General features: G+C 57.0%; 17 protein-coding genes. 14 read left to right on the top strand and 3 right to left on the bottom strand.

Features of this window, described 5'->3' with window-relative positions; translation table 11 throughout:
* Positions 1-13 precede the first annotated feature (13 nt).
* The 5 genes from ABC336_RS10260 to ltrA all read left to right on the top strand — a co-directional run bounded on the left by ABC336_RS10260 (position 14) and on the right by ltrA (position 6,685).
* Positions 14-895, top strand: coding sequence for a carbohydrate ABC transporter permease (locus tag ABC336_RS10260; protein WP_413238577.1), 882 nt, complete (start codon positions 14-16; stop codon positions 893-895).
* A gap of 35 nt (positions 896-930) precedes the next feature.
* Positions 931-2,517, top strand: a complete 1,587-nt coding sequence (locus ABC336_RS10255; RefSeq protein ID WP_413238576.1) for an extracellular solute-binding protein — start codon at positions 931-933, stop codon at positions 2,515-2,517.
* Positions 2,518-2,729: 212 nt separating this feature from the next.
* Entirely contained in the window at positions 2,730-3,302 is a 573-nt protein-coding gene (locus ABC336_RS10250) for a lysozyme inhibitor LprI family protein (RefSeq protein WP_413238575.1), read from the top strand.
* Positions 3,303-3,372: 70 nt separating this feature from the next.
* A complete protein-coding gene (gene cypC, locus ABC336_RS10245; protein WP_413238574.1) occupies positions 3,373-4,647 on the top strand; it encodes a CYP152 family fatty-acid peroxygenase CypC in 1,275 nt (424 codons plus the stop codon).
* Positions 4,648-5,359: 712 nt separating this feature from the next.
* Positions 5,360-6,685: a group II intron reverse transcriptase/maturase gene (gene ltrA / locus ABC336_RS10240; protein WP_413238573.1), complete on the top strand. Its 1,326-nt coding sequence runs from the start codon at positions 5,360-5,362 to the stop codon at positions 6,683-6,685.
* Positions 6,686-6,813: 128 nt separating this feature from the next.
* Here the strand turns inward: ltrA and ABC336_RS10235 are convergent, their stop codons facing one another.
* Positions 6,814-7,749, bottom strand: coding sequence for an oxidoreductase (locus ABC336_RS10235; protein WP_413238572.1), 936 nt, complete (start codon positions 7,747-7,749; stop codon positions 6,814-6,816).
* A 148-nt stretch (positions 7,750-7,897) separates the two neighbouring features.
* Here ABC336_RS10235 and ABC336_RS10230 point away from each other — a divergent pair, with 148 nt between their 5' ends.
* Positions 7,898-8,479 carry a hypothetical protein gene (locus ABC336_RS10230; RefSeq protein WP_413238571.1) on the top strand — a complete coding sequence of 194 codons (582 nt, stop codon included), beginning with the start codon at positions 7,898-7,900 and terminating at the stop codon, positions 8,477-8,479.
* Between the two features lie 555 nt (positions 8,480-9,034).
* Here ABC336_RS10230 and ABC336_RS10225 read toward each other — a convergent pair.
* Positions 9,035-9,460: a MerR family transcriptional regulator gene (locus ABC336_RS10225; protein WP_413238570.1), complete on the bottom strand. Its 426-nt coding sequence runs from the start codon at positions 9,458-9,460 to the stop codon at positions 9,035-9,037.
* A gap of 145 nt (positions 9,461-9,605) precedes the next feature.
* On the opposite strand from ABC336_RS10225, the gene ABC336_RS10220 reads away from it, so the two are divergent.
* Positions 9,606-10,547 carry an oxidoreductase gene (locus tag ABC336_RS10220; protein ID WP_413238569.1) on the top strand — a complete coding sequence of 314 codons (942 nt, stop codon included), beginning with the start codon at positions 9,606-9,608 and terminating at the stop codon, positions 10,545-10,547.
* 50 nt (positions 10,548-10,597) lie between these two features.
* Here ABC336_RS10220 and uraA read toward each other — a convergent pair whose 3' ends face one another.
* On the bottom strand, positions 10,598-11,896 hold the full coding sequence (gene uraA / locus ABC336_RS10215) for a uracil permease (RefSeq protein WP_413238568.1): 1,299 nt from the start codon (positions 11,894-11,896) through the stop codon (positions 10,598-10,600).
* Between the two features lie 217 nt (positions 11,897-12,113).
* Here uraA and ABC336_RS10210 point away from each other — a divergent pair, with 217 nt between their 5' ends.
* The 7 genes from ABC336_RS10210 (at position 12,114) to ABC336_RS10180 (ending at position 22,273) form a co-directional block, all read left to right on the top strand.
* Positions 12,114-14,069: a GTP-binding protein gene (locus ABC336_RS10210; protein WP_413238567.1), complete on the top strand. Its 1,956-nt coding sequence runs from the start codon at positions 12,114-12,116 to the stop codon at positions 14,067-14,069.
* 169 nt (positions 14,070-14,238) lie between these two features.
* Complete coding sequence (locus tag ABC336_RS10205) at positions 14,239-15,090, top strand: VOC family protein (RefSeq protein ID WP_413238566.1); 852 nt, start codon at positions 14,239-14,241, stop codon at positions 15,088-15,090.
* A gap of 297 nt (positions 15,091-15,387) precedes the next feature.
* Positions 15,388-16,323, top strand: a complete 936-nt coding sequence (locus tag ABC336_RS10200; RefSeq protein WP_413238565.1) for a carbohydrate ABC transporter permease — start codon at positions 15,388-15,390, stop codon at positions 16,321-16,323.
* A gap of 24 nt (positions 16,324-16,347) precedes the next feature.
* A complete protein-coding gene (locus ABC336_RS10195; protein ID WP_413238564.1) occupies positions 16,348-17,187 on the top strand; it encodes a carbohydrate ABC transporter permease in 840 nt (279 codons plus the stop codon).
* 151 nt (positions 17,188-17,338) lie between these two features.
* Positions 17,339-18,757: an ABC transporter substrate-binding protein gene (locus ABC336_RS10190; RefSeq protein WP_413238563.1), complete on the top strand. Its 1,419-nt coding sequence runs from the start codon at positions 17,339-17,341 to the stop codon at positions 18,755-18,757.
* 101 nt (positions 18,758-18,858) lie between these two features.
* Complete coding sequence (locus ABC336_RS10185) at positions 18,859-20,688, top strand: cache domain-containing sensor histidine kinase (protein WP_413238562.1); 1,830 nt, start codon at positions 18,859-18,861, stop codon at positions 20,686-20,688.
* Complete coding sequence (locus tag ABC336_RS10180; protein ID WP_413238561.1) at positions 20,663-22,273, top strand: helix-turn-helix domain-containing protein; 1,611 nt, start codon at positions 20,663-20,665, stop codon at positions 22,271-22,273. Before ABC336_RS10185 ends, ABC336_RS10180 begins: the two co-directional genes overlap by 26 nt.
* Positions 22,274-22,356 lie beyond the last annotated feature (83 nt).

Here is a 22,356-nt window from a genome sequence, read left to right as displayed (position 1 = left end):
AGGTGCCCCGCGGATGCTCAAAAACCGGAGCAAGGGCGACAGGGTGTTCGATACGCTCAATGTGACGTTTTTTCTGGTCGTGCTGGCCATCGTTTTGTATCCGCTTTATTTTATCATCATCGCTTCCATCAGCGATCCTGTCAAAGTCAATACCGGGGCAGTCTGGTTCTGGCCGGTCGATATGACACTGGAGGGCTATCGCAAAATCTTTCAACACGAAGCGCTGTGGAACGGTTACCGCAATTCGGCCCTCTACACAGTGGTAGGTACAAGTATCAATGTCGCTCTGCTGATGACCGGCGGATACGCCTTGTCCAGGAAGGACGTCCCCGGGCGCAATATCATCACGCTGCTGATCGTCTTCACCATGTTCTTCCAGGGCGGGATCATCCCGACCTACCTGATCGTCCGCGATCTGGGGATGCTGAACACGATGTGGGCGCTCATCATTCCCAATGCCGTCAGCGTCTATCATCTGATCGTGGTCCGAACCTATTTCGAGTCGACGATCCCGATCGAGATGCTCGAGGCGAGCAAGGTGGACGGCTGCAATAATACCCGGTTTTTCCTACGGATTGTACTGCCGCTTTCCCTGCCGATTATTGCCGTCATGGTGCTGTTCAGTGCGGTGGTGCATTGGAATTCCTACTTCTCAGCCCTGATCTATCTGCGCGACGAGTCGAAATATCCGCTGCAGATGGTGCTCCGAGAGATCCTGGTGCGCAATTCTGCACAAGAGCTGATGAACGTCGAGGATGCGGCGGCTCAGCAGGATTTCTCCGAACTCATCAAGTATGGAGTCGTCATCGTGTCCAGTCTGCCGGTGCTCATCCTCTACCCGTTCGTGCAGCGGTTCTTTATAAAAGGGGTTATGATCGGCTCTATCAAAGGCTAGAGCTAGGCCAAAACTTAACGTGAGGAGACAAATACATGCGCAAGCAACCCATGGTATTGACAGGCATGGCTTTATTGCTCGGACTTACTGCCTGCTCGTCGGACAACGTCCGGTCGGGACCGGATGTAGATGCAGGAAGCGCCTTTCCGCTTGAAGAGACGATTGAACTGGAGTTTTTCGCCCAAGGCAATGCGAATGCGGTCAAGCCGTTTGGCGAGATGCAGGTATTCAAAGACTTGCAGGACAAAACCAACATGACGATCCAATGGACGACAGCGACGGGGCCGGACTTTACCGAGAAGAAAAATCTCATCTTCGCCAGCGGCGAACTGCCGGATGCCTTCTATGGTACTGGTGTGCTCACCAACAATGAAGTTGTACAGTATGGTACAGAAGGGCTGATCATCCCGCTGGAGGATCTGATCGCCGAGTATGCGCCGACGCTGCATGCGTTTCTGGAGGAACGGCCGGATATCAAAGCCCTGATCACGGCGCCCAACGGTCACATCTACTCCCTGCCGCATGTCAATGAATTCGATCCGGCTGCAGAGGCAAGCGCGGCCATGTTTGTCAATAAGGAATGGCTGGACCAGGTCGGGCTGGATGTTCCGGAGACTACGGATGAGCTGTATGAGGTACTGAAAGCGTTTAAAGGCCAGGATCTGAACGGCAACGGCCAAGCCGATGAGATCCCCATGAGCTTTAGGACGCGTGACTCCATCAGCGGCGTCGAAGCGTTGACCGGTGCATTCGGCAAGCTGATCACAGGCTCCAACCGGTTCCATGTCGAAGACGGCACGGTATACTTCACGCCGATGGAGCCGGAGTACAAAGCTTACGTCAGTTACTTGCACCAGCTGTATGCGGAAGGACTGATCGATCCGGAGGTCTTCTCGCAGGAAGGGACGGTTTATGATGCCAAAATAAGAGCCGAAGAGCGCACGGTAGGCGTATTGTTCGGGTGGAGCCGCTCTGTGCTGTGGGGCCAGGAACGGGAGAACTGGGACTATGTGCCGATACCGGCGCTCAAGGGTCCGGAGGGGCATCAGCTATGGCCCAGACAACCGGGTGGAACGACAGTGGGGTCATTTGCCATCACGAACCAGAATCCGTACCCGGAGCTGACGATGCGCTGGATCGATCATGTCTATGAAGAGCGGACCAGCGTAGAGCATGCCTTCGGCCCGTTCGGCAGTCACCTGTACGATACAGACGATGGCAAGATTGGTCTGCATTGGCCGCCGGACGGTACGGCGGAGGCGGCCTTCCGGGTCCAGGAGACGCCAGGACCGGGAGCGGTCTATATCATCGGCGACCTGATCCAGCGCCGCCCATCCCAGCAGGAGAAGCGGGAGCTGGTGGAGATGTATGATCCGTTTACGCCGGAGGAGGTATACCCGAGACTGATGATGGAAGAGGAAGACGTGAACCGGCTGGCGGTTCTCGAGCCGGAGCTGTTGCAGGAGAATGGTTATATCGACAGCCAGTTCACCCAGTGGGTGATGAGAGGCAACATCGAAGCCGAATGGGATGCCTATGTCGAGCAGCTGAAGCGGATGAATATCGAAGAAATTGTCGAGATCTATCAAACCAATTATGACCGGTTGATGGACGCTCAATAACACCGGAGGGGATGTCCCGGCGAACCTGATGCAGGTTGGCTGGCGGCATCCTTTTATGCAGGGCGGTTCGGAGGCGGCGAGCGGACTTAGTAGGCACCGGCATAGGAAGATGGTCTCAAAAGTGGCAGTAATCTGGTTTCTTTCGTCTGAGACGGGTAAGTGGAATATAGTTGCCAAGTGAGGCTTCCATTCCAACGCAAAGGTGATGACTGATGAAAAAACAATTCTTCGTCGTACTTCTGGCCGGGATGCTCGTGGCCGGATGCGGGAATAGCATGGATGAAAATAACGCGCCGGATCCAACGCCTCCGGCAAATACGGGAATGAACACGCCGCCACCGCCGGAGGAGGAGACGCCGCCGATTGAAGACCCCGCGCCGGACAATACAGCGGGAGAGAACGGCGCTAACGGAACCGGAGCTGCCGGCGATCAGGCTGAATACCGGGCGATGCTGGACGAGATCGAAGCGAACATGGGTGACATCGAAGAAAAGTATGAAGAAGGTACGACCGCTTCCATGCGCGAAGCGGCTGCGGAAGAATATGAGCGCTGGGACGACGCTCTCAATGAGATCTATAGTGATCTCGAAGAGCAGCTGAGCGAGAACGAGATGGAGCAGCTGCGCGAGGAGCAGCGGGCTTGGCTCGAAGAGCGCGATGCGGCTGCCGAGGACGCGGCGGCGGATTCAGAGGGCGGCACACTTGCGCCGCTGGAGCAGATGATGGCGATGGCCAGCATGACCAAGGACCGTTGCTATGAGCTGGTAGACACGTATATGTCCTAACTGGAAGCGCAAATGCGGATAAGCCTAACACAGCCCCGGCTGCCTATACAGGATGCAAAGGAGAGATAAAATGACTTTTATCAGTGAAATCCCCAAAGAGAAAACCCTGGATGCGTCAGCTGCTTTGCTGAAGGAAGGATACTTGTTTGCTCAGAACCGCTGCCGGACGTTTGATTCCAATGTCGTGCAGACGCGGCTGCTGGGCAAGAAAGCGATCCTCATCAGCGGCAAGGAAGCGGCGGAGGTATTCTACGATACGGAGAAGTTCCAGCGCAAAGGAGCCGTACCGGGACGCATCCAGAAATCGTTGTTCGGCGTGAACGCCATCCAGACGATGGACGGCGCGCCGCATGAACATCGCAAGCTGCTGTTCCTCTCGCTGATGACGCCGCCCAGACTGGAGCGGATCATCGAGCTCACCCGCCGTTATTGGGAGGAAGCCGCTGCCCGCTGGGAAGGGATGGAGCAGGTCGTCTTGTTCGACGAGGCCCAGGAGGTGCTGTGCCGGGCGGCTTCCGAGTGGGCCGGTGTGCCGCTGCGGGAGGAAGACGTCTCGGCGACGGCTAAGGATTATGGCGATATGGTCGAAGCTTTTGGCGCCATAGGCGACAGGCATGCCCAGGGCCGGCTGGCCCGCATGCACATGGAACGGAAGATCGAGGCGCTGATCGAAGAGATCCGGGCCGGCAAGCATGACGTACCGGAGGAGACGGCGGCGCACGCGATGGCGTTCCACAAGGATCATGAGGGACAGCTGCTTCCTGCACGGATGGCCGCGATCGAGCTGATCAATGTCGTGCGTCCGATCGTCGCCATCGGCAGATATGTCATGTTCAGCGCCATCGCTCTGCACCGCTACCCCGAGTATGCGGACAAGGTGCGCGGTGGTGTCGGAGAATGGCGGCGCTGGTTTGTCCAGGAGGTGAGGCGGTATTATCCGTTTACGCCGCTGCTCGGAGCCGAGGTCAAGCAGAGCTTCGTTTGGGACGGTTATTTCTTTAAAGAAGGCGCTACGGTCCTGCTGGACGTCTACGGCACGCTCCACAGCCCGAGCCTGTGGGAGGAGCCGGATGCGTTCCGGCCGGAGAGGTTCGAGGATTGGGAAGGCAGTGCCTTCGACCTTATCCCGCAAGGCGGCGGCGATGACCGCAAGGGTCACCGCTGTCCGGGTGAGGAACTGACGATCCGGGTGATGGATGCCAGTCTGGCGTTCCTGACGGGCGGCATCAGCTATCAGGTGCCGGAGCAGGATCTGGAGATTGATCTGTCCCGGATGCCGGCGCTGCCGGAGAGTCGTTTCGTGATGACGGCTGTGCGGCGCAGGCAGGAGGCGCTGACGACGTGATGTGAGGAATTAGGCTTGCCGAAAAAGCCCGTTCAACCGCTATGAGTACTATGCGGATGGACGGGCTTTTCGTGCGCTTGGCAGCGCAACCGACTAGGGAGTGAAAGTCTCCTGTACACCGAAATGGCGGAAGTACTAGCTGACCCGTAGTGCCTCGTCCGTGAGGAGTGGTGCGGAGGACGGGAAGGCAAAACCCGGAACAGGCGGCAAAGAACCACGTTGGCTGACGGAGCCGGATGACCCTGCGAAAAAAGGGGATGTCCCATACCATTGTAAGGTTCCGGAAGTTCGGAGGACTGGATTCGGGGGAAAGACGGTTGACGTGACCCAAGGAGAGCTTATCGTCCCCAGAAACCATGGTAAACCCGGCTCAAGATCGCTAAGATCAAGAGAGGGGCTAAGGATGGTAAGCAGTCAGAAGAAGGGATAGTAGTGAAGAAGTTTGCCGGAAAGGCCGCAAAGGCAAACGAATCGGTACCTGGTTGCCGATGCGAGCGACGACCCAAAAGGCGACGACTCGGCGCGAAGCCCGAACTGGTGGAAGACGAGAGATGAAAGGGAAGCCATGTGCCAGACAGGAGCCGGCGAGCTACGATGTGCGAAGACCCGGGGACTGAACAAAAGGAGAAGCCGTCTGGGGCGAGTACCGACAGAGACATGAAGATTGCCGCAAGGTTACGAGCCATGGAGCTGAAAGGGAAGGAGAACGAGCATGGACGAACAGAGGAAAGATCATCCCTCGCGTGAAGGAGGAAGAGCAAGAGAACGCAGGTGGTACAGCCTCATCGACAAGGTGTGGGCGAAGCCAAACCTGAAGGAAGCCTTCAAGGAGGTGAAACGGAACCGTGGGGCAGCAGGGATCGATCGAATGACCATCCAGGCGTTTGAATCGGAGTTGGAGAACCATCTAGAAGTGCTCCAGCAGACGTTAAAGAACAAAACGTACCGGCCTAAACCGGTGCGCCGCGTCTACATCCCCAAGGCCGACGGAACCCAGCGCCCCCTAGGCATCCCAACCGTGGGAGACCGAGTAGCCCAAGCGGCAGCAAAACGAATATTGGAGCCCATCTTTGAAGCCAGATTCATGGACTGCAGCTATGGATTTCGACCCGGACGAAGCGCGCACATGGCGTTGGCGCAGATCCGGAAGGATCTAAGCGACGGGTATCGCTACGTCATCGATGCAGACCTGAAGTCGTACTTTGACACGATCCCGCATGAGAAGCTCATCGAACGCGTGCAAGAAACCGTAGTGGACGGAAGCGTGCTAAACCTCCTGCGAAAGTTCCTGCAAGCCGGAGTAATGGATGGCGGGAGTTTCCATCTGAATGAGCAGGGGACCCCGCAAGGTGGGGTCATCAGCCCACTCTTGGCTAACATATACTTGCATCCACTGGATCAAACGATGACCGAGCGAGGGCATCGACTGACGCGTTACGCAGACGACTTTGTGATCTGTTGCAGGACGCAAAAAGGAGCGGAGCGTGTACTAAGGTCGGTGGTGAGGCTGCTGGAGCGAGAGCTGGGATTGACCATTCATCCTGAGAAGACGAAAATCGTGAACAACACGAAGGAGAGCTTCGAATTTCTGGGCCATGTCTTTCGGTCGGGAAAATGGATGCGCCCTTCAGACAAAGCGATGACGAAATTCAAAACACGGGTGAAGGAGATCACGCGTCGAAACCAGACGGTGGATGTCGAGCAATTGGTGAAGAAGAAACTGAACCCGTACCTAAGAGGGTGGGGCAACTACTTTGGAACCGGAGACGTCAAGGGTCAATTTCGTGTGTTCGATAGCTGGATTAGGCGAAGGTTGCGATCCGTGCAGCTACGCAGCTGGAAGAAAGTAAGGAAGCTACACCGAGAAATGCGCAGAAGAGGATGGGACAGTCGGGAGATGCCCGGTCTACGCATGACAGCTTGGCGAAGCTCCCGCTCAACCTATGCCCAATATGCGATGCCAAACGCTTGGTTTAAAGAAATCGGTCTATGCAGTCTCTATGATCTTTGCAAGGAAATTCGCCCCCAAAGGGGATAAGCACTGGAGGAGCCGGATGCGTCGACCCGCACGTCCGGATCTGTGAGAGGCCTATGCGCATGCGCATAGGCCTACTCGATGCATAGCCCCGTATGGCTTGGTAGGTGAAGGTGTTCAGGTTCGGACTACTAGGGCGTACCGGACGGGATGGGGGTAAAATCAAACGTCACTTCTGTGCGAGCCTCGGAGATCTCCCAAAGTCGCCGGGCAATGTCCTCATCGTAAGCCAGCTGCACGGGAGACTCCAGCACGGGATAGCCTTTCATCTGCATCCGGCCGCCGGGGCCCAGGTACTCGCCGCCCTGCAGCTGCGGATCGACTGCCGCGCGCAGCGTCGGCAGCGCCCCCATGACGGCATCCTGGCCGAACAGCCGGAAGAATAGCTTGACGCCGCCGGAGGTGCGATCCAGCTCGGTCTTGGCCAGACCGGGATGGGCGGCGGTTGTGACAAGGGAGAGGCCGCTGCTCTTAATCCGGCGATCCAGCTCCAGCGTGAAGTACAGATTGGCCAGCTTGCTGTCGCCGTAAGCTTGCCATGGTTTATATTTGCGCTGCTGCCAGTCCAGATCGTCCAGATTCAGCTTGCCCATGCGGTGGGCGGAACTTGCGACATTGACGATGCGCGCGCTTGGCGTGCGTTTGAGCAGCGGGAACAACCGGGCCGTCAGTGCGTAGTGGCCGAAATGATTGGTGCCCATCTGCAGCTCAAAGCCTTGCTTCGTCTGGCTGTAGGGCGGGATCATCACGCCTGCGTTATTGATAAGCAAGTCCAGGGACGTGTACGATGAGGCGAAGCTCTCGGCAAAGGAGTGGACACTGTCCAGGTCGGACAGATCCAGCTGCATCACCCGAACGTCCGCGTCCGGGAAGCCGTTCAATATCGCTGCTTTGGCCTTGCCGCCCTTCTCCGCACTCCGCACGGCGAGGATGACTGTGGCCTCTTTGCGGGCCAGTGCTTGCGCCGTCTCCAGACCCAGTCCGCCGCTGGCCCCTGTGATGATGGCCACTTTTCCCCGCTGGCTCGGTATATGCTGTTCGTCCCATTTCTCCGTGTGCGCCGCCATGCCGATCTCCTCCTTTGGTCTGTGCTATCAATACTATTATCATATCTCAAACAAAACGCAGTGTACCAGGCGGCGATGATATGGCGAAACTTTTATCCGGTGATTAACGTCGATAATAACAGATTAACATTTAAGGGGGTAAATGGTTATGGCTGTGAAATGGCTCGGCATCTTGAGCTTGAGTGTAATGCTTGGTGTGACCGGTTGTTCCTCCGCTGCGAAACCTATGCCTCATCAACGGGTCGAAGCTACAGGGAGCTTGGCGTTTAGTTATGAGACTTTTGGTTCGTTGGCGGAACATTCGAATCTGGTCGTGGAAGTGGAAATCCATGGTGTGAGTCATGTGGAGGTGGCGACAGATAGCACGTATTATGAGGCGGAGATTATAGATGTGCTGCTCACCCATGACGATGCTCCAGTCGGAGACCGTATATTGGTAAAGTCGCATGGAATCGCAGAGCGAGGGGGCGCATCAGGTGACATCATCGTCAGTAGTATGGATACCTTGATGCACGCGGACGAGCAGTATATCCTCTTCCTGTCCAGTCACGATACAATCGAGGATGCCTACTGGCTAACTGGCGGTTACCAGAGTGTATATAAGCTTGTGGAGCAGCGTGTCCACTCCCTGGATGGCGATGCGAGCAAATCCATCTACGCGAAGGATGAGCCTGAGGTGGCGTTCAAAGAGAAGCTTCGGATGGAGTTGGAAGGGGACACTGTGCAGTAAATACGACTTGGCCGGGGCCGCAGCAGCGCCGCCGCCGGCGTTCCCGCCTGCTGTAGCGCACTTTTCTTCCCTTAAAGCGTCGCTGTCCGCGTTCCCGCCTCCTGTAGCGCACTTTTCTTCCCTTACAGCGCCGCCGTCGGCGGTTCCGCCCGCTGTAGCGCACTTTTCTTCCCTTACAGCGCCGCCGCCGGCGGTTCCGCCTGCTGTAACGCACTTTTCTTCCCTTACAGCGCCACCGCCGGCGGTTCCGCCTGCTGTAACGCACTTTTCTTCCCTTACAGCGCCACCGCCGGCGGTTCCGCCTGCTGTAACGCACTTTTCTTCCCTTACAGCGCCACCGCCGGCGGTTCCGCCTGCTGTAGCGCACTTTTCTTCCCTTAGAGCGTCGCCGTCGGCGGTTCCGCCTGCTGTAGCGCACTTTTCTTCCCTTACAGCGTCGCCGCCGGCGACCCAGCCCGGAGCGCAGTAGCGCAAGCAGCGCCGACGTTGGCGTCCCGCACACGTCGCAGCGAATCACCTAGACACGACTCTAAGTGATCACCTGCTTAATTACTTTTATTGGCAGGGGTTATCGCGCTGCTTATTCTCCGACATGTACTTTACCGGGTCATAGCCGGCTCCCGGATTAGCCAGATAAGCATCGTAAAAGCCGATTTTTAAATCGACCAGATTCAAGTTCTTTTTAAAGTCATCGATCTGCTTCAGGATGGCCTTGCGGTGGTTCACCATCAGCTGTCTCCGCTCAGGGGCGGTCTCTTTGCCCTGCATGCATAGATCGATATAGTGCTTGATATCCTTGACTTGCATCCCCGAATTTTTTAGGCAGCAGATTAGCTTGATTACTTCCAAGTCGGCTTCGCTAAACTGCCGGTTGCCGGTGCTGTTTCTGGTGACGAAGGGCAGCAGTCCTTCTTTGTCATAAAAGCGGATAGTATGAACGGAAATATGACAGATCTCTGCGATTTCATTAATGGTATACATGACCTCAATCCCCCTTCAACATCATAGTAGCAAACCCGCTTGACCTCGATAGAACTCGAAGTGCTACCATGAGTATAGAGCACAGCCGAAGTACGTTCAAGACGCGATTCAACAGAATTACATAGTGGTGCGAAGGGGAGAACAGATGATGGCAGAGAAGATGAGTCGTAAGTGGACGGCAGGCGATATTCCCGCTCAGAAAGGCCGTTCGGTTGTGATCACAGGTACCGGCGGCATCGGTTATGAGACCGCATTGGCGTTGACCCGGGCAGGAGCCGAGGTCATCATGGCTGGCCGTAATCAGGAAAAAGGGGAAGAAGCGTTAAAACGAATCCGAAGCATGAAGCCTGCCGGAGAGATCCGATTCGAACGACTTGACCTGGCAGACCTGGATTCCATTCAAGCGTTTGGCGAACGGATCAGAGCACAACGCCAAAGCCTGGATGTCTTGATCAACAACGCAGCGGTCATGAATCCGCCTCAGCGCAGAGTAACCAAGGACGGATTTGAACTGCAGATGGGCACGAATTACTTGGGTCACTTTGCGTTGACGGCCGGGCTGCTGCCGCTCCTTTTAAAAGCAAGCAAGCCGCGGGTGGTGACTTTGAGCAGCATAGCCCATCGTTCGGGTGCGATACATTTCGATGATCTGCAGTGGGAACACAGCTATAAGCCTATGCCCGCCTATGCTCAGTCCAAGCTCGCTTGCCTGATGTTTGCGCTGGAGCTGCAACGGCGAAGCGACGCAGCCGGCTGGGGGATTACCAGCATGGGTGCGCATCCAGGGATTTCGAGGACCGAATTGATCCCGAACGGAGCGGGTTGGAATAGCCCGGCGGGTATCGTTCGGCGCGTGTTGGGGCCAGTTTTTTTCCAGCCGGCAGCCCACGGGGCATGGCCGTCTCTCTACGCCGCGACAGCGGAGGAAGCCACGGGCGGCACTTATTACGGACCCTCCAGGATCAATGAAATGCGAGGATATCCAACAGTAGCTAAAATGGCCCCGCAGGCCACGGATGTGAAGGCGGCCGCCCGACTCTGGAGAGCATCAGAAAAGCTGACGAACGTAAAGTTCATTGAAGCCTAGTAAAAAAACAGCCAGCAACCGGCGCATGACCGGATAGCTGGCTGTTTGGCTTAGTGGCCTGCGCTTTCCTCGTCGTTGGAGACGCACAGCACCTGGAAGAGCTTGAACAGCAGACTGAACAGAATGGCTACGATGGTGGCCAGGGCCATGCCCTTAAGCGCGAAATCGCCGAACTTGACCTCGACATGGCTGAGTCCGGTGACGAGCACGATCGTCGTCAGGAACAGGTTGGTCGGCTTGCTGTAGTCGACCTTGGCCTCGATCAGCATCCGCAGTCCGGATGCGGCGATGACGCCGAACAGCAGCAGCGAGACGCCGCCCATGACCGCTTCCGGGATCGCAGCGACCAGTGCCGAGAACTTGCCCGAGAACGACAGCAGGATCGCGATCACGGCTGCGCCGCCGATGACGAAGGTTGAGTACACCCGGGTGATCGCCAGCACGCCGATATTCTCGCCGTATGTCGTGTTAGGCGTAGCTCCGACGAAGCCCGACACCATGGTCGAGAGGCCGTTGCCCAGCATCGAGCGGTGCAGGCCGGGATCCTTCGACAGATCCTTCTTGACGATATTGCCGGTGACGACGAGGTGGCCGATATGCTCGGCGATGACGACGAGGGCGGCCGGTGCGATGGCGATGATCGCCGCCAGCTCGAACACCGGCATCGTAAAGGTCGGCGCCTGGATGAGACCGGCCTCGCCGACTTTTTCGAAATTGGTTAGTCCGAGCGGGATGGCGATCAGGTAGCCGGAGATGATCCCGATCAGGATCGGGATGATCTTCATGAAGCCGCGGAACAGCACAGAGCCGAACACAGTGATGAGCAGCGTGATGGTGGAAAGGAAGACTACCGTACCATCCATCGTCCAGGTGTCGGGGTTGTCATCGCTCTTGGGAATCCATCCCGCCATCTGCGCGGCGACCGGCACCAGCTCCAGTCCGATGATGGCGACGATGGCGCCCATCGCGGCCGGCGGAAACACGACATCGATCCACTTGGTGCCGGCGACTTGGACGATCAGCGCGACGAGCGTGAAGATCGCCCCGGCGACGATAAATCCGCCGAGCGCAGCCGCATAACCGCCGCCTGTCGCGCTGCCGACGACTGCTCCGGCAGGCGCCAGGAAGGCGAAGCTGGAGCCCAGATAGGCGGGGATTTTGCCCTGGCACAGCCACAGGTAGAACAGGGTGCCGACGCCGTTCATAAGCAGACAGATGGCCGGATCGACGCCGAGCAGATTAGGGACCAGCACCGTCGAGCCAAACATCGCAAATAAATGCTGAAAGCTGAGCGGCAGGCTCTGCCGGAGGGGCGGTCGTTCATGAACCCCGATTTCTTTTCTAATCATGCTAAGATTCTCCTTCGAATAGGGTGCTAATGTTCATTATGCCCATTCGAATTCTACCGAGTTCGGGGCAGCTTGGCAAGGACATATTGCACAGCTTCATATCATTATTTTTATTGCAGAGATGATAGCGCAGCTTGGGCATATGTTCAAACATCGGTGCGCGTTTTTGGTATACTAATCTGGTAACCTAATCTAGTACGGAATTCAAGGTGATACGATGAGTCGGATAACGATAGGCCTGTTCGCCCATGTCGATGCGGGGAAGACGACATTTGCCGAGCAGCTGCTGTACCATACGCACAGCATCAGGGCACGGGGCCGGGTCGACCACAAGGACGCTTACCTCGACAGCCATGAGATCGAACGTGCAAGAGGGATCACCGTCTTCGCCGATCAAGCGGCAATTACATATAAGGGATCAGGCTATGATCTGATCGATACGCCCGGACACGTCGATTTCTCGCCGGAGATGGAGCGGGCCGTGCAGGTGATGGACGCGGCGATCCTCATCGTCAGCGCGGTGGAGGGTGTCCAGGGCCACACCGAGACTGTCTGGCAGCTGCTGCACAGGCAGCGGATCCCGACCTTTTTCTTCATCAATAAGATCGACCGCACCGGCGCGGACCCGGACCGCGTGATCGAGGAGATCCGCGCGCAGCTGACGGAGGATGCCGTGGCGCTGACAGGCCAGTATGCCGGCGGCGAAGCGGGAGCGGCTCTGATCGAGAGCATCGCGGAGCGGGACGAAGCGGCGCTGGAGGCTTTTCTATCGGGAGAGACTGATCCGGCGTACTGGCGACAGTGGCTGCGACAGATGATCATGGGCCATCGCCTGTTCCCGTGTGCGAGCGGCTCCGCCCTGCAGGATCTAGGCGTGACGGAGTTCCTGGAGCAGCTGCACGAGCTAGTGTCGGCGAATTACGATCCGAGCGCACCGTTCGGAGGACGCATCTACAAGATCCGTCACGATGACAACGGCGTGCGGATGACGTATATCAAGGTGCTCAGCGGGACGCTCAAGGTGCGGGATGAGCTGTGTTATCCGCAAGGGGAGGAGCAGGTGGGCGAGAAAGTCACACGGCTGCTCCGCATCAATGGCAGCCGGTCGCAGCCCATCGACGAGGCGTGCGCGGGCGAGCTTGTCGCTGTCGTCGGCCTGTCCGCCGCCGGGGCGGGCCAAGGTCTGGGGGCGTGCGCCGACCGGTTGAGCTACGAGCTGGTGCCGACATTGACGTCGAAGGTCGTCTTCGACCAGACGCTGCCGGTCAAGGAGGTGCTGCAGGCGTTCCGGACCCTGGAGGCGGAGGACCCGTCGCTGGGCGTCGTCTGGGAGGAGGAGCTCCAGGAGCTTCAGATCCGCGTCATGGGTCTGATCCAGCTGGAGGTGCTGCAGCAGCTCGTGCGCGAGCGGTTCGGCCTTGCTGTCAGCTTCGGCAAGCCAGAGGTGCTCTACAAGGAGACGATTGCCTCCAGCGCGCTTGGTTACGGTCATTTCGAGCCGCTCCGCCACTACGCCGAGGTCCATCTGCGGCTGGAGCCGGGGCAGCGGGGCAGCGGCATCACCTTCCATAATGAATGCCATGTGCATGACTTGAATCCGGGGCATCAGCGGACCATTGAGACCCATCTGCACGAGCGAGACCATCACGGGCTGCTGACCGGCGTGCCGTTGACCGACGTGAGAGTAACCCTGCTGCGGGGCGCCGCGCACAACGAGTATACACATGGCGGCGATTTCCGCGAGGCGACGTTCCGGGCTTTGCGGCAGGGGCTGGAGAAGGCGGATAATCTGCTGCTGGAGCCTTACTATCATTTCAAGATTCGTGTCGAGCTGGATCACCTGGGCAAGGTCATGTCGGACATCCAGCGGGCGGCAGGAAGCTTCGATCCGCCGGAGACGACGGCTACGCATGCGGTGATCCGGGGGACGGTGCCGGTAGCCACCTTTATGGACTACAGTACGGAGCTGGCTTCGTATTCGCACGGCAAGGGCACGCTGCAGCTCGTCTTCGCGGGTTATGACCGATGTCATAATGCGCCAGAGGTCATCGAACGCAAGGCGTACCGCAAGGATGCCGATCCGCTGTACAGCTCCTCCTCGATCTTCCTGGCCAAAGGCGTCGGCTACGCGGTGCCCTGGGACGAGGCGGAGGCAAAGATGCATTTGTTGTAAGCGATGCAGGCATTTGGCGAAAAATCCCCGCTGGGAGTGACTAGCTCCCGTGTTCTTTGGTTAAGGTGGAGGAAAGGAAGCAAAAGGGACAGCCCTAGATCAGGAAGCCTTCAACCGTTTGCCAGGCGGCAAGCGCCAACACATTACGACTACCCTTGGAGGGATGCAGATGAGTTTTCACCAAGTGCCACAAACCTTTGTCCGTCAAGTCAATCTGAAAGTACAAGACCTGGAGCGCTCGCTGACCTTTTATCAGGAGCAGATCGGGCTGCGTGTCCTGGAGCAGACGGAGACGACGGCTGCGCTGACCGCTGACGGCAAGACCGCACTGCTGACGCTGGAGGCGCCGGCGGATGCCGAGCCGAAGGCGGGCCGGACGACCGGCTTGTACCACTATGCGCTGCTGCTGCCGACGCGCCGCGATCTGGCGCGCACCGTCAGGCACCTCACCTCGCTCGGGATGCGGCTCGGCACTTCGGATCATACGGTGAGCGAGGCGCTCTACCTGTCCGACCCGGACGGCAACGGCATCGAGATCTACCGGGACCGCGAAGCCTCGTCCTGGACCTGGAGCGAAGGTGAGGTCGCGATGGCGGTGGATCCGCTGGATTTCCACGGTCTGCTGGCCGAGGACCAAGGGACGCCTTGGACGGGACTGTCGGAGGGGACGATCATGGGGCATATCCACCTCCATGTCGCCGAGCTCGGCGAGGCAGAGCGGTTTTATTGCCAGGGCCTCGGCTTTGACGTCGTCGCTCGCTACGGCAACCAGGCCGCATTTATCTCGACGGGCGGCTATCATCATCATATCGGACTGAATACGTGGAACGGCGTAGGTGCCCCGAGACCGTCGGAGCAGACGGTAGGTCTGGTGTCTTACGAGCTTATCTATCCGAGTGCAGAGGCCCGTTCGCAGGCGGTGGAGCGGTTGCGGGGGCTGGGCAGCGAGGTGGCGGAGGAAGCGGGGGCATTCGTCGCTGCCGATCCGTCGGGGAACCGGGCGGTCCTTGTTGTCGGTTAGTGCGATGAAGAATGACTCGTAGTGTCGTATACGGAAACTAGCCAGCCCATGGGCTAATGTCACAAGTTAATTTAACTTGATGACATTGGCCCGCGGGCTGGCTTTTTTTATACTTAATAGTGTATATGTTTCCGAGGCCCCCGCAAAGTACCTGAGTACGCTTCGAAGCCAAGCCGCACCATCCACTAGTCGGTGAAACAGTAAAAATAACGGCATAGCCGATCAAAATAGTGTTACGGTCAGAAACGCATCGCTCCCTATACTTACTACTATGAACTACGTTGCGAGGTGAGTACGATGCAGACACAAACGCCGGCTCCGGCGCCCGCCGCCCGGCCGGGGCGCAAGACCAGTGCGCTCCAGAGAAAAGAAACCTTGTCCGGCTTTTTGTTCATTGGCCCCATGCTGATTGGCGTGACGGTGCTGACCCTGATTCCGATTCTGACGACCTTTTTTCTCTCCTTGGCCGACTGGAATTTTGTAGCAGGATTGAAGGATATCCGATGGGTAGGACTCGACAATTTTAACCGGCTGTTCCAGGACGAGGCCTTCCTGAAGTCGCTGCGCAACAATGCGCTTTTCCTGTTTGCCGTGCCGATTTACCTGGCGATCTCGATGCTGCTGGCGATCCTGATCGACAAGCACGTCTACATGAAGAGTTATTTCAAAGTCGCCTATTTCATGCCCTACATCTCCAGCATCGTCGCCGTGGCGATCGTCTGGCAGGTGCTGTTTCACCCGTCGGCTGGACCGGTCAATCAGCTGCTCCTGTCATTGGGCTGGGACGATCCTCCCAAATGGATCGCGGATCCGCAGTACGCGCTCGTGTCGCTGATGATGATCTCGATCTGGATCTCCATTGGCTTCAATATGATCGTCTATATCGCGGGGCTGCAGTCGATCCCCCGGGATTTGTACGAAGCGGCAGAGATCGATGGCGCGGGCACCTGGGCCAAATTTAAAAGCATCACCTTCCCGCAGCTGTCGTCCACGACGTTTTTCCTGCTTATTACCGGCATCATCTCGACCTTCAAGGTGTTCGATCTGATCGCCGTCCTGACGAAGGGCGGACCGCTTAACTCGACGACCATGATTGTGTGGCATCTCTACGATACAGCCTTCATCAATCTGCGAATCGGCTACGCTTCATCCATGGCAGTCGTCTTGTTCTTCTGTGTCCTCTTCATCACCCTGCTGCAGTGGATCGGTCAGAAAAAATGGGTGAACTACTAGCCATCATGAAAGGAGGGGTACGGCATGACCGCCCTGCGCACCTTGAACGTACGCAAAGCCATCATCACCCTGCTCATGCTAGCGATGAGTATCCTGTTCCTGATGCCCTTCATCTGGATGCTGTCCACCTCATTCAAGATCGAAGCCGAGGTGTTCATCTATCCGATTCAGTGGCTGCCCGCGCAATGGAATATCATTCACAACTACAAAGAAGTCTGGGTGGGCCAATTCCCGTTCTACCTGTACTATTGGAATACAGTCAAAGTGACTGTGCTGACGACGCTGATCTCAGCAGGCGTGTCGGCACTGGCGGCGTACGGGTTTTCCAAAATCCAGTTCAAAGCAAGCGGGTACTTGTTTTTGATCGTTCTCGCCACATACATGATCCCGCAGCAGGCCATTCTGGTGCCGCAGTTCATTCTCTACCGGTTCATCGGGCTGTTCGATAGTCATACGGGGCTGATTCTGTTGAGCTGCTTCAGTGTATTGGGGACGTTCATGCTGCGGCAGTTCTTCATGGGAATCCATACGGAGTTCATTGAATCTGCCAAAATCGACGGGGCTGGCCATGCCCGGATCTTCTGGCAGATTGCCTTCCCGCTGGTGCGGCCGGCCATTGCCACGTATGCGATTCTGCGTTTCATCTGGACCTGGAATGATTATCAGAATCCGCTTATTTTCCTGCGAACGGATGGTCTGTATACGATTCAATTAGCGATGCAGAAGTTCACAACCATAAACGGTGAATTTTATTCGCTGATGATGGCGGCTGCGGTTTCGGCCATTCTGCCACTGCTGATCGTCTTTGTTATTGGTCAAAAGAGTGTCATTGAGGGGATTGCCCTCGGCGGTGTCAAAGGATAGCGCAAAAGTCAAAAATACAGCAAAGGAAGTAAAGATTGCGGCATGAACAAAAAATAAAGCTTGGTACAATAGAAAACAAGAAAGCGGATTCAACCGCAGCCGGCGGTTCGTTGTCCGGGGTTCTCGCCGATACAATGAGGAGGGGTTAGGAATGGTAAAACGTACACACGTACTGGTTATGCTGGCCTTGGCGCTGATCCTGGTGCTAAGTGCTTGCTCCAGCGGCACCAACAATCAAAACAGGACAGGGGGAGCGGACACACCAGCCAACACCGGTACGAACAACAATACACCAGACGCAGCTCCCGAGGAGGAGGAGGCAGAGGTTACGATTCAACTCCATACGTTCGGCAATGAAGCCAACTATAACTGGCAGAAGACGATCGCGGCGTTCCGCGAGCAATATCCGCTGATTAACGTCAACGTCAACATTCTAAGCGAAAAAGGAGATAGCCAGGAAGCCTTGCAAAAGCTGGACCTGGCGGCCTCCTCCAGCGAGGCGATGGACGTTCTCATGTTCAGTGACCCGGCCAGTTATGCGCAGCGCGTCGGGCTGGGTATGGTAGCTCCGTTGGATGAGTTCATCCAGGATGAAGGCTACACGCTGACGGAAGAGTACAAGGTCGACACAACGCTCGACGGTCAAATCTATGCCCTGCCGGGCAAGTTCAACCCGTGGTATGTGCTGCTCAACAAAACTCATCTGGATGAGGCTGGACTCGACGTGCCTACCGACTGGACCTGGGACGACTTCACCAACTACGCTGCAGCGTTGACGAGCGGTGAAGGCGCAGGCAAGCGGTATGGTACCTACTTCCACGGGCCGCAGAACGGCGGCTGGATGGAATACATGAAGCTGGCGCTGGCCAATCAGGCCGATGACACCGAATTTCTGAAGGCGGACGGATCGATGAACTTCAGCAACCCGGGCTTCCGCAAGACGCTAGAGCTGCGGATGCAGATGGAGAAGGAAGACCAGTCGGCGACACCTTACACCGACATGATGTCGCAGAAGCTGCACTACCGCAACCAGTTCTTCAATCAGTCGGTCAGCATGATCATGATTGGCAGCTGGATGAATACCGAAATCGGCGGCACCGAGCAGTTCCCGCTTCACTTCGAAGTTGCTGTGGCCCCAATTCCAAAAAACAACGCCAGCGATGAAGGCGGCTATACGATGGTGACGACAGACTATGTATCGGTTGCACAAGCTTCCAGAAACAAGGAAGCGGCTTACACGTTCGTACGTTGGTATACGACAGAGGGACAAATCGCCCAGGCGAAGAACGTCCCAGCCTGGAATGGCGTGGAGGATTCCCAGCTGGAAGAGCTGATCGATATCATCCTCGGCGGCACGCAGGCCCCAGAGAAGGTCGACAAGGCTTCTCTGGTCCGTACGCTGGCAGGCGCCAAATCATCTCGCATCATCCCTCCGGTGACGTACCAATCGGAGATTTACAAGGTCATTAATGAAGAGTACGAGAAGCTGATTTTTGGCCAGCAGGACGTAGATGCGACCATCTCGTCACTGGAAGAGCGGGTCCAAAAGATCATTGATGCTAATCCATAATAAGCTATACTAGAGAAAAGAATAATGGCAAGAGGTGCGGATATGACTGCACCTCTTTGCGTTCCCACGGCCCAGCCGAATTCCGAAGCGGGAGGGCAGCTATGTCTGTGAAGCCTTGGCACTGGTCCCGGTCCTTCCGATTCCGGCTGATGATCACTTCGGTGATCTGTCTGCTTGTACCCGCTTTCATTACCTTGGCGCTCTACAATATGATGACCAAGGATGCCGTCAAAGAGGAAGCCATGACCCAATCCCGGCAGAAGCTCCAACTGGTGGAGGGCTATGTATCTAATTTGCTGGACTATATGCTGTATATCGTCAACACGGTCCAGCATGACTCGGAGATGAGCAGGGTGCTCAAGGAGATCGCCGCCGGCAAGGTCTATGAGGGACCGAATGCCGAATATGAGAAGTATACCGACTGGATGCGGATTATTAACAAGATCGAGCATATGACGGTTTACGGCGATAAGGCGTATGTGACGATTCTGCTGACGGACGGCAGCACCTTTACCAATTATTCAACCGATGAGTACTCACCGAATCTTTTGCGGCAGGAGCCGTGGTTCGACGAGCTTATTCAGCTCAAAGGGGTACAGTCGTTATGGGTCGGCACGTCACCGACAGTTTTTCCCAATGACCGGCGAAGCAGTCCATATCAGATCACGATGGCGCGTACACTCCGCTCCGGCATCAGCCCTTACGGCTATGTGGTTGTGACCATCATGGAGAGACAAGTGAGCAGCATCTTTAACCGCCTGGCAGAAGGGCAGGAGACCATGCTGCTCGACGGCGAGGGCCGGATCCTCTCCCATCTGGACGGGAGCAGGATTGGCGAGAGGTTTGCTTATCCGGGGTCGGGCACGCCGGATTCCGAGATTATCGGCTCCGGGGAGGGCAGCGCGATTCTGACCCGTCAGCTGCACCGGGTAACGGGTTGGGAGCTGGTGTCGCTGACACCGTACAAAGCGGCCGTGTATCAGCTGAATGCGATTTTTAACCGGATCGCGGTCCTGCAGCTCGTCTCGTTCGTGGTATTCCTGCTGCTGTTCCTCTACCTGCTGAGGAGCTTCACGCGGCCGCTTGTGCGGCTGGGCAAGGTAGCCGAAACCGTGCAGCGGGGCAACCTGGAGGTGCGCTCCCATATTCGCGGCCATGACGAGATCGGCTACCTTGGCTCTTCCTTCGATCTAATGCTGGAGCATATCAAGGAGATGCTCGCCGAGGTCATGCGGACCCAGAGCCGCAAGCGCAAGGCTGAGCTGGCCATGCTGCAGGCGCAGATCAATCCGCATTTTCTGTTCAACGTCCTGAACTCGATCCGGATGAAAGTGATGCGCAGGGGGGACATGGACAGCGCCGAGATGATCAGCTCCTTGTCCAAGCTGCTGCGGATGACGATTATTCAGGACAAGGGCATGATTCCGCTGCATGAGGAGCTGTCCATGGCAGAGGCGTACGTGAAGCTGATGAATATGCGGCAGAAGGAGGAGACGGAGCTTGCACTCGACATCTCGCCGGAGGTGCTGATGCTGCCCGTACCACGTTTCTTCCTGCAGCCGCTGATTGAAAATGCTATTATTCATGGCCTGCATCAGCGGGTCGGCCGCATTGCCATTACAGCGACGCCCGGGGAGGGGGGATGTATCATAGCTGTCAGGGACAACGGGCAAGGCATGGATGAGCCCGCGCTCCAGGCGCTGCGGGAGAAGCTGGTTTGGCGCGGCGAGCGGCCGGAGCCCCAGGATCAGGAGGGCGGACGCTTTTCCGGGATAGGTGTGACCAATGTATGTGAGCGGATGTGTCTGGCGTACGGGGAGGGGGTTGCCATACAGGCGATCAGTCGCCCAGGCGAGGGTACCACCATTACGATGACTATTCCCAAGGTGGAGGTGGAGGAAACCGATGTATACCGTCATGCTGGTGGATGATGATTATCCCGTGCTGGATTTCATTCAGTATGCCATTGATTGGGAGCGTCTGGGACTGCAGATCATCGGCATGCATCAGAACGGGGCGGATGCGCTGGAGGCGGCCTGCCAGCGGATGCCGGATATTCTCGTCACGGATATCGGGATGCCTCAGATGGATGGTCTGGAGCTGATTGCTCGGCTCAGGCAGCTGCAGCCGGAGCTGTGTGTCGCCATTCTGTCCTGTCACGATGAGTTCGATTATGCGCGCAAGGCGGTCAAGCTGCAAGTACAGGACTATCTGCTGAAGGATACGCTGGATCCCGGAGATTTGACGAAACTGCTGACAGCCTTTATTGCCGGCCTGGACAAGAAGGAGGCGATGCGTTGCCGGCAGTTGCGGATGGAATGGCTGATGGACCGCAATCGCGCCATGATGAAGGAGAAGTTCATCCGGACGACGCTGGAGCAGCCCTTGCTGGATGGCGCCAAATGGGTGCAGGAGCTGGAAGGCTTCGGACTGCCGCTTCCGCATAGCTCGACGGTTATTCCGATTCTGGGGATGGTAGACGACGCCAAGACTGCCAAGCTGCGGTTCCAATCGGATGAAGTGCTGCGGTTTGCAGTGGACAATGTACTGGAGGAAACGCTTGGGGCATCTGCGGTGCAAGCGGTCCATTTTCCCTATGATGCGAGGGAGTTTGTGGTGCTGGCGGCGTTCCAGGGGGGGCTCAAGGTAAATGGGTATGATGCGGCCGCCAGCATGCTGAGGGGACTGCAGGCGGCGGTAGGCAGCTTGAAGTTGTCCGTTTCGTTTATGATGGGCAGGAGCTGCACCGACCCGGCGGGCATCAAGGCAGCGATATCCGAGGTTAAGCAGGATACACGCGCACGGTTTTACCGATCATACGGTTCGATTCTGTCACATAAGGCACATCAGGGGAAGGCGTATGATGTGTTCGAGAGTTTCGGTCAGGCGGGGGATGAGCTGCGGCAGCTCATCCTGGGGAAGCGGGCGGCCGAGCTGCCGCTGGCCATTCGCAGCTGGCTGGAGGGGGCCCGGCAGCATCGGGCGGATCCCGCCATAGTCCGGGACTGGGTACTGAAGGTGCTGCTGGATCTGCGGCTGAAGCTCCAATCCGTCTTGAACTACCGGCCCGCTGCCGAGCTCGATCTCATGCCCAATGAGGCGCTGACTCACGATACACTCCTTGAATTGCAGGAATGGATGATTGCCCATTGCTTGTCAATCATTGCGGCGGACCACTACGCAGGCACCACCACCAAGCGCGTCGAGATAGCTGAAGCCTGCGCGTATGTGTCCCGGCACCTCGATCGCAAGATCACCCTGGAGGAAGTTGCAGAATCACTTTTCATGAATCCGAGTTATTTTAGCCGCTTGTTCAAGAAAGAGACAGGCGAGACCTTCATCGAATACGTCACCCGTATGAAAATGCACCGGGCCAGAGAGCTGCTCAAGGGAACCGGCACGCCAGTGGGCAGGATCTGCGAAACGCTGGGCTACGACAACCAAAGCTATTTCATCAAGCTGTTCAAATCGGCTGTCGGCATGACCCCTGCCGAATACCGGGCGCACGCCCAGTAGTCTTGGGGTCGCGAAGTAGAGCATGAAATCCCCCTTCCAAAAAATAACACCCAAACAAACGTTCTCTGGCAGCCTATTGTCAG

The organism is Paenibacillus jepli (genome assembly GCF_047238105.1).
Classification (GTDB): Bacteria; Bacillota; Bacilli; order Paenibacillales; family Paenibacillaceae; genus Paenibacillus_D.
This window is presented reverse-complemented; position numbering and strand designations above follow the sequence as displayed.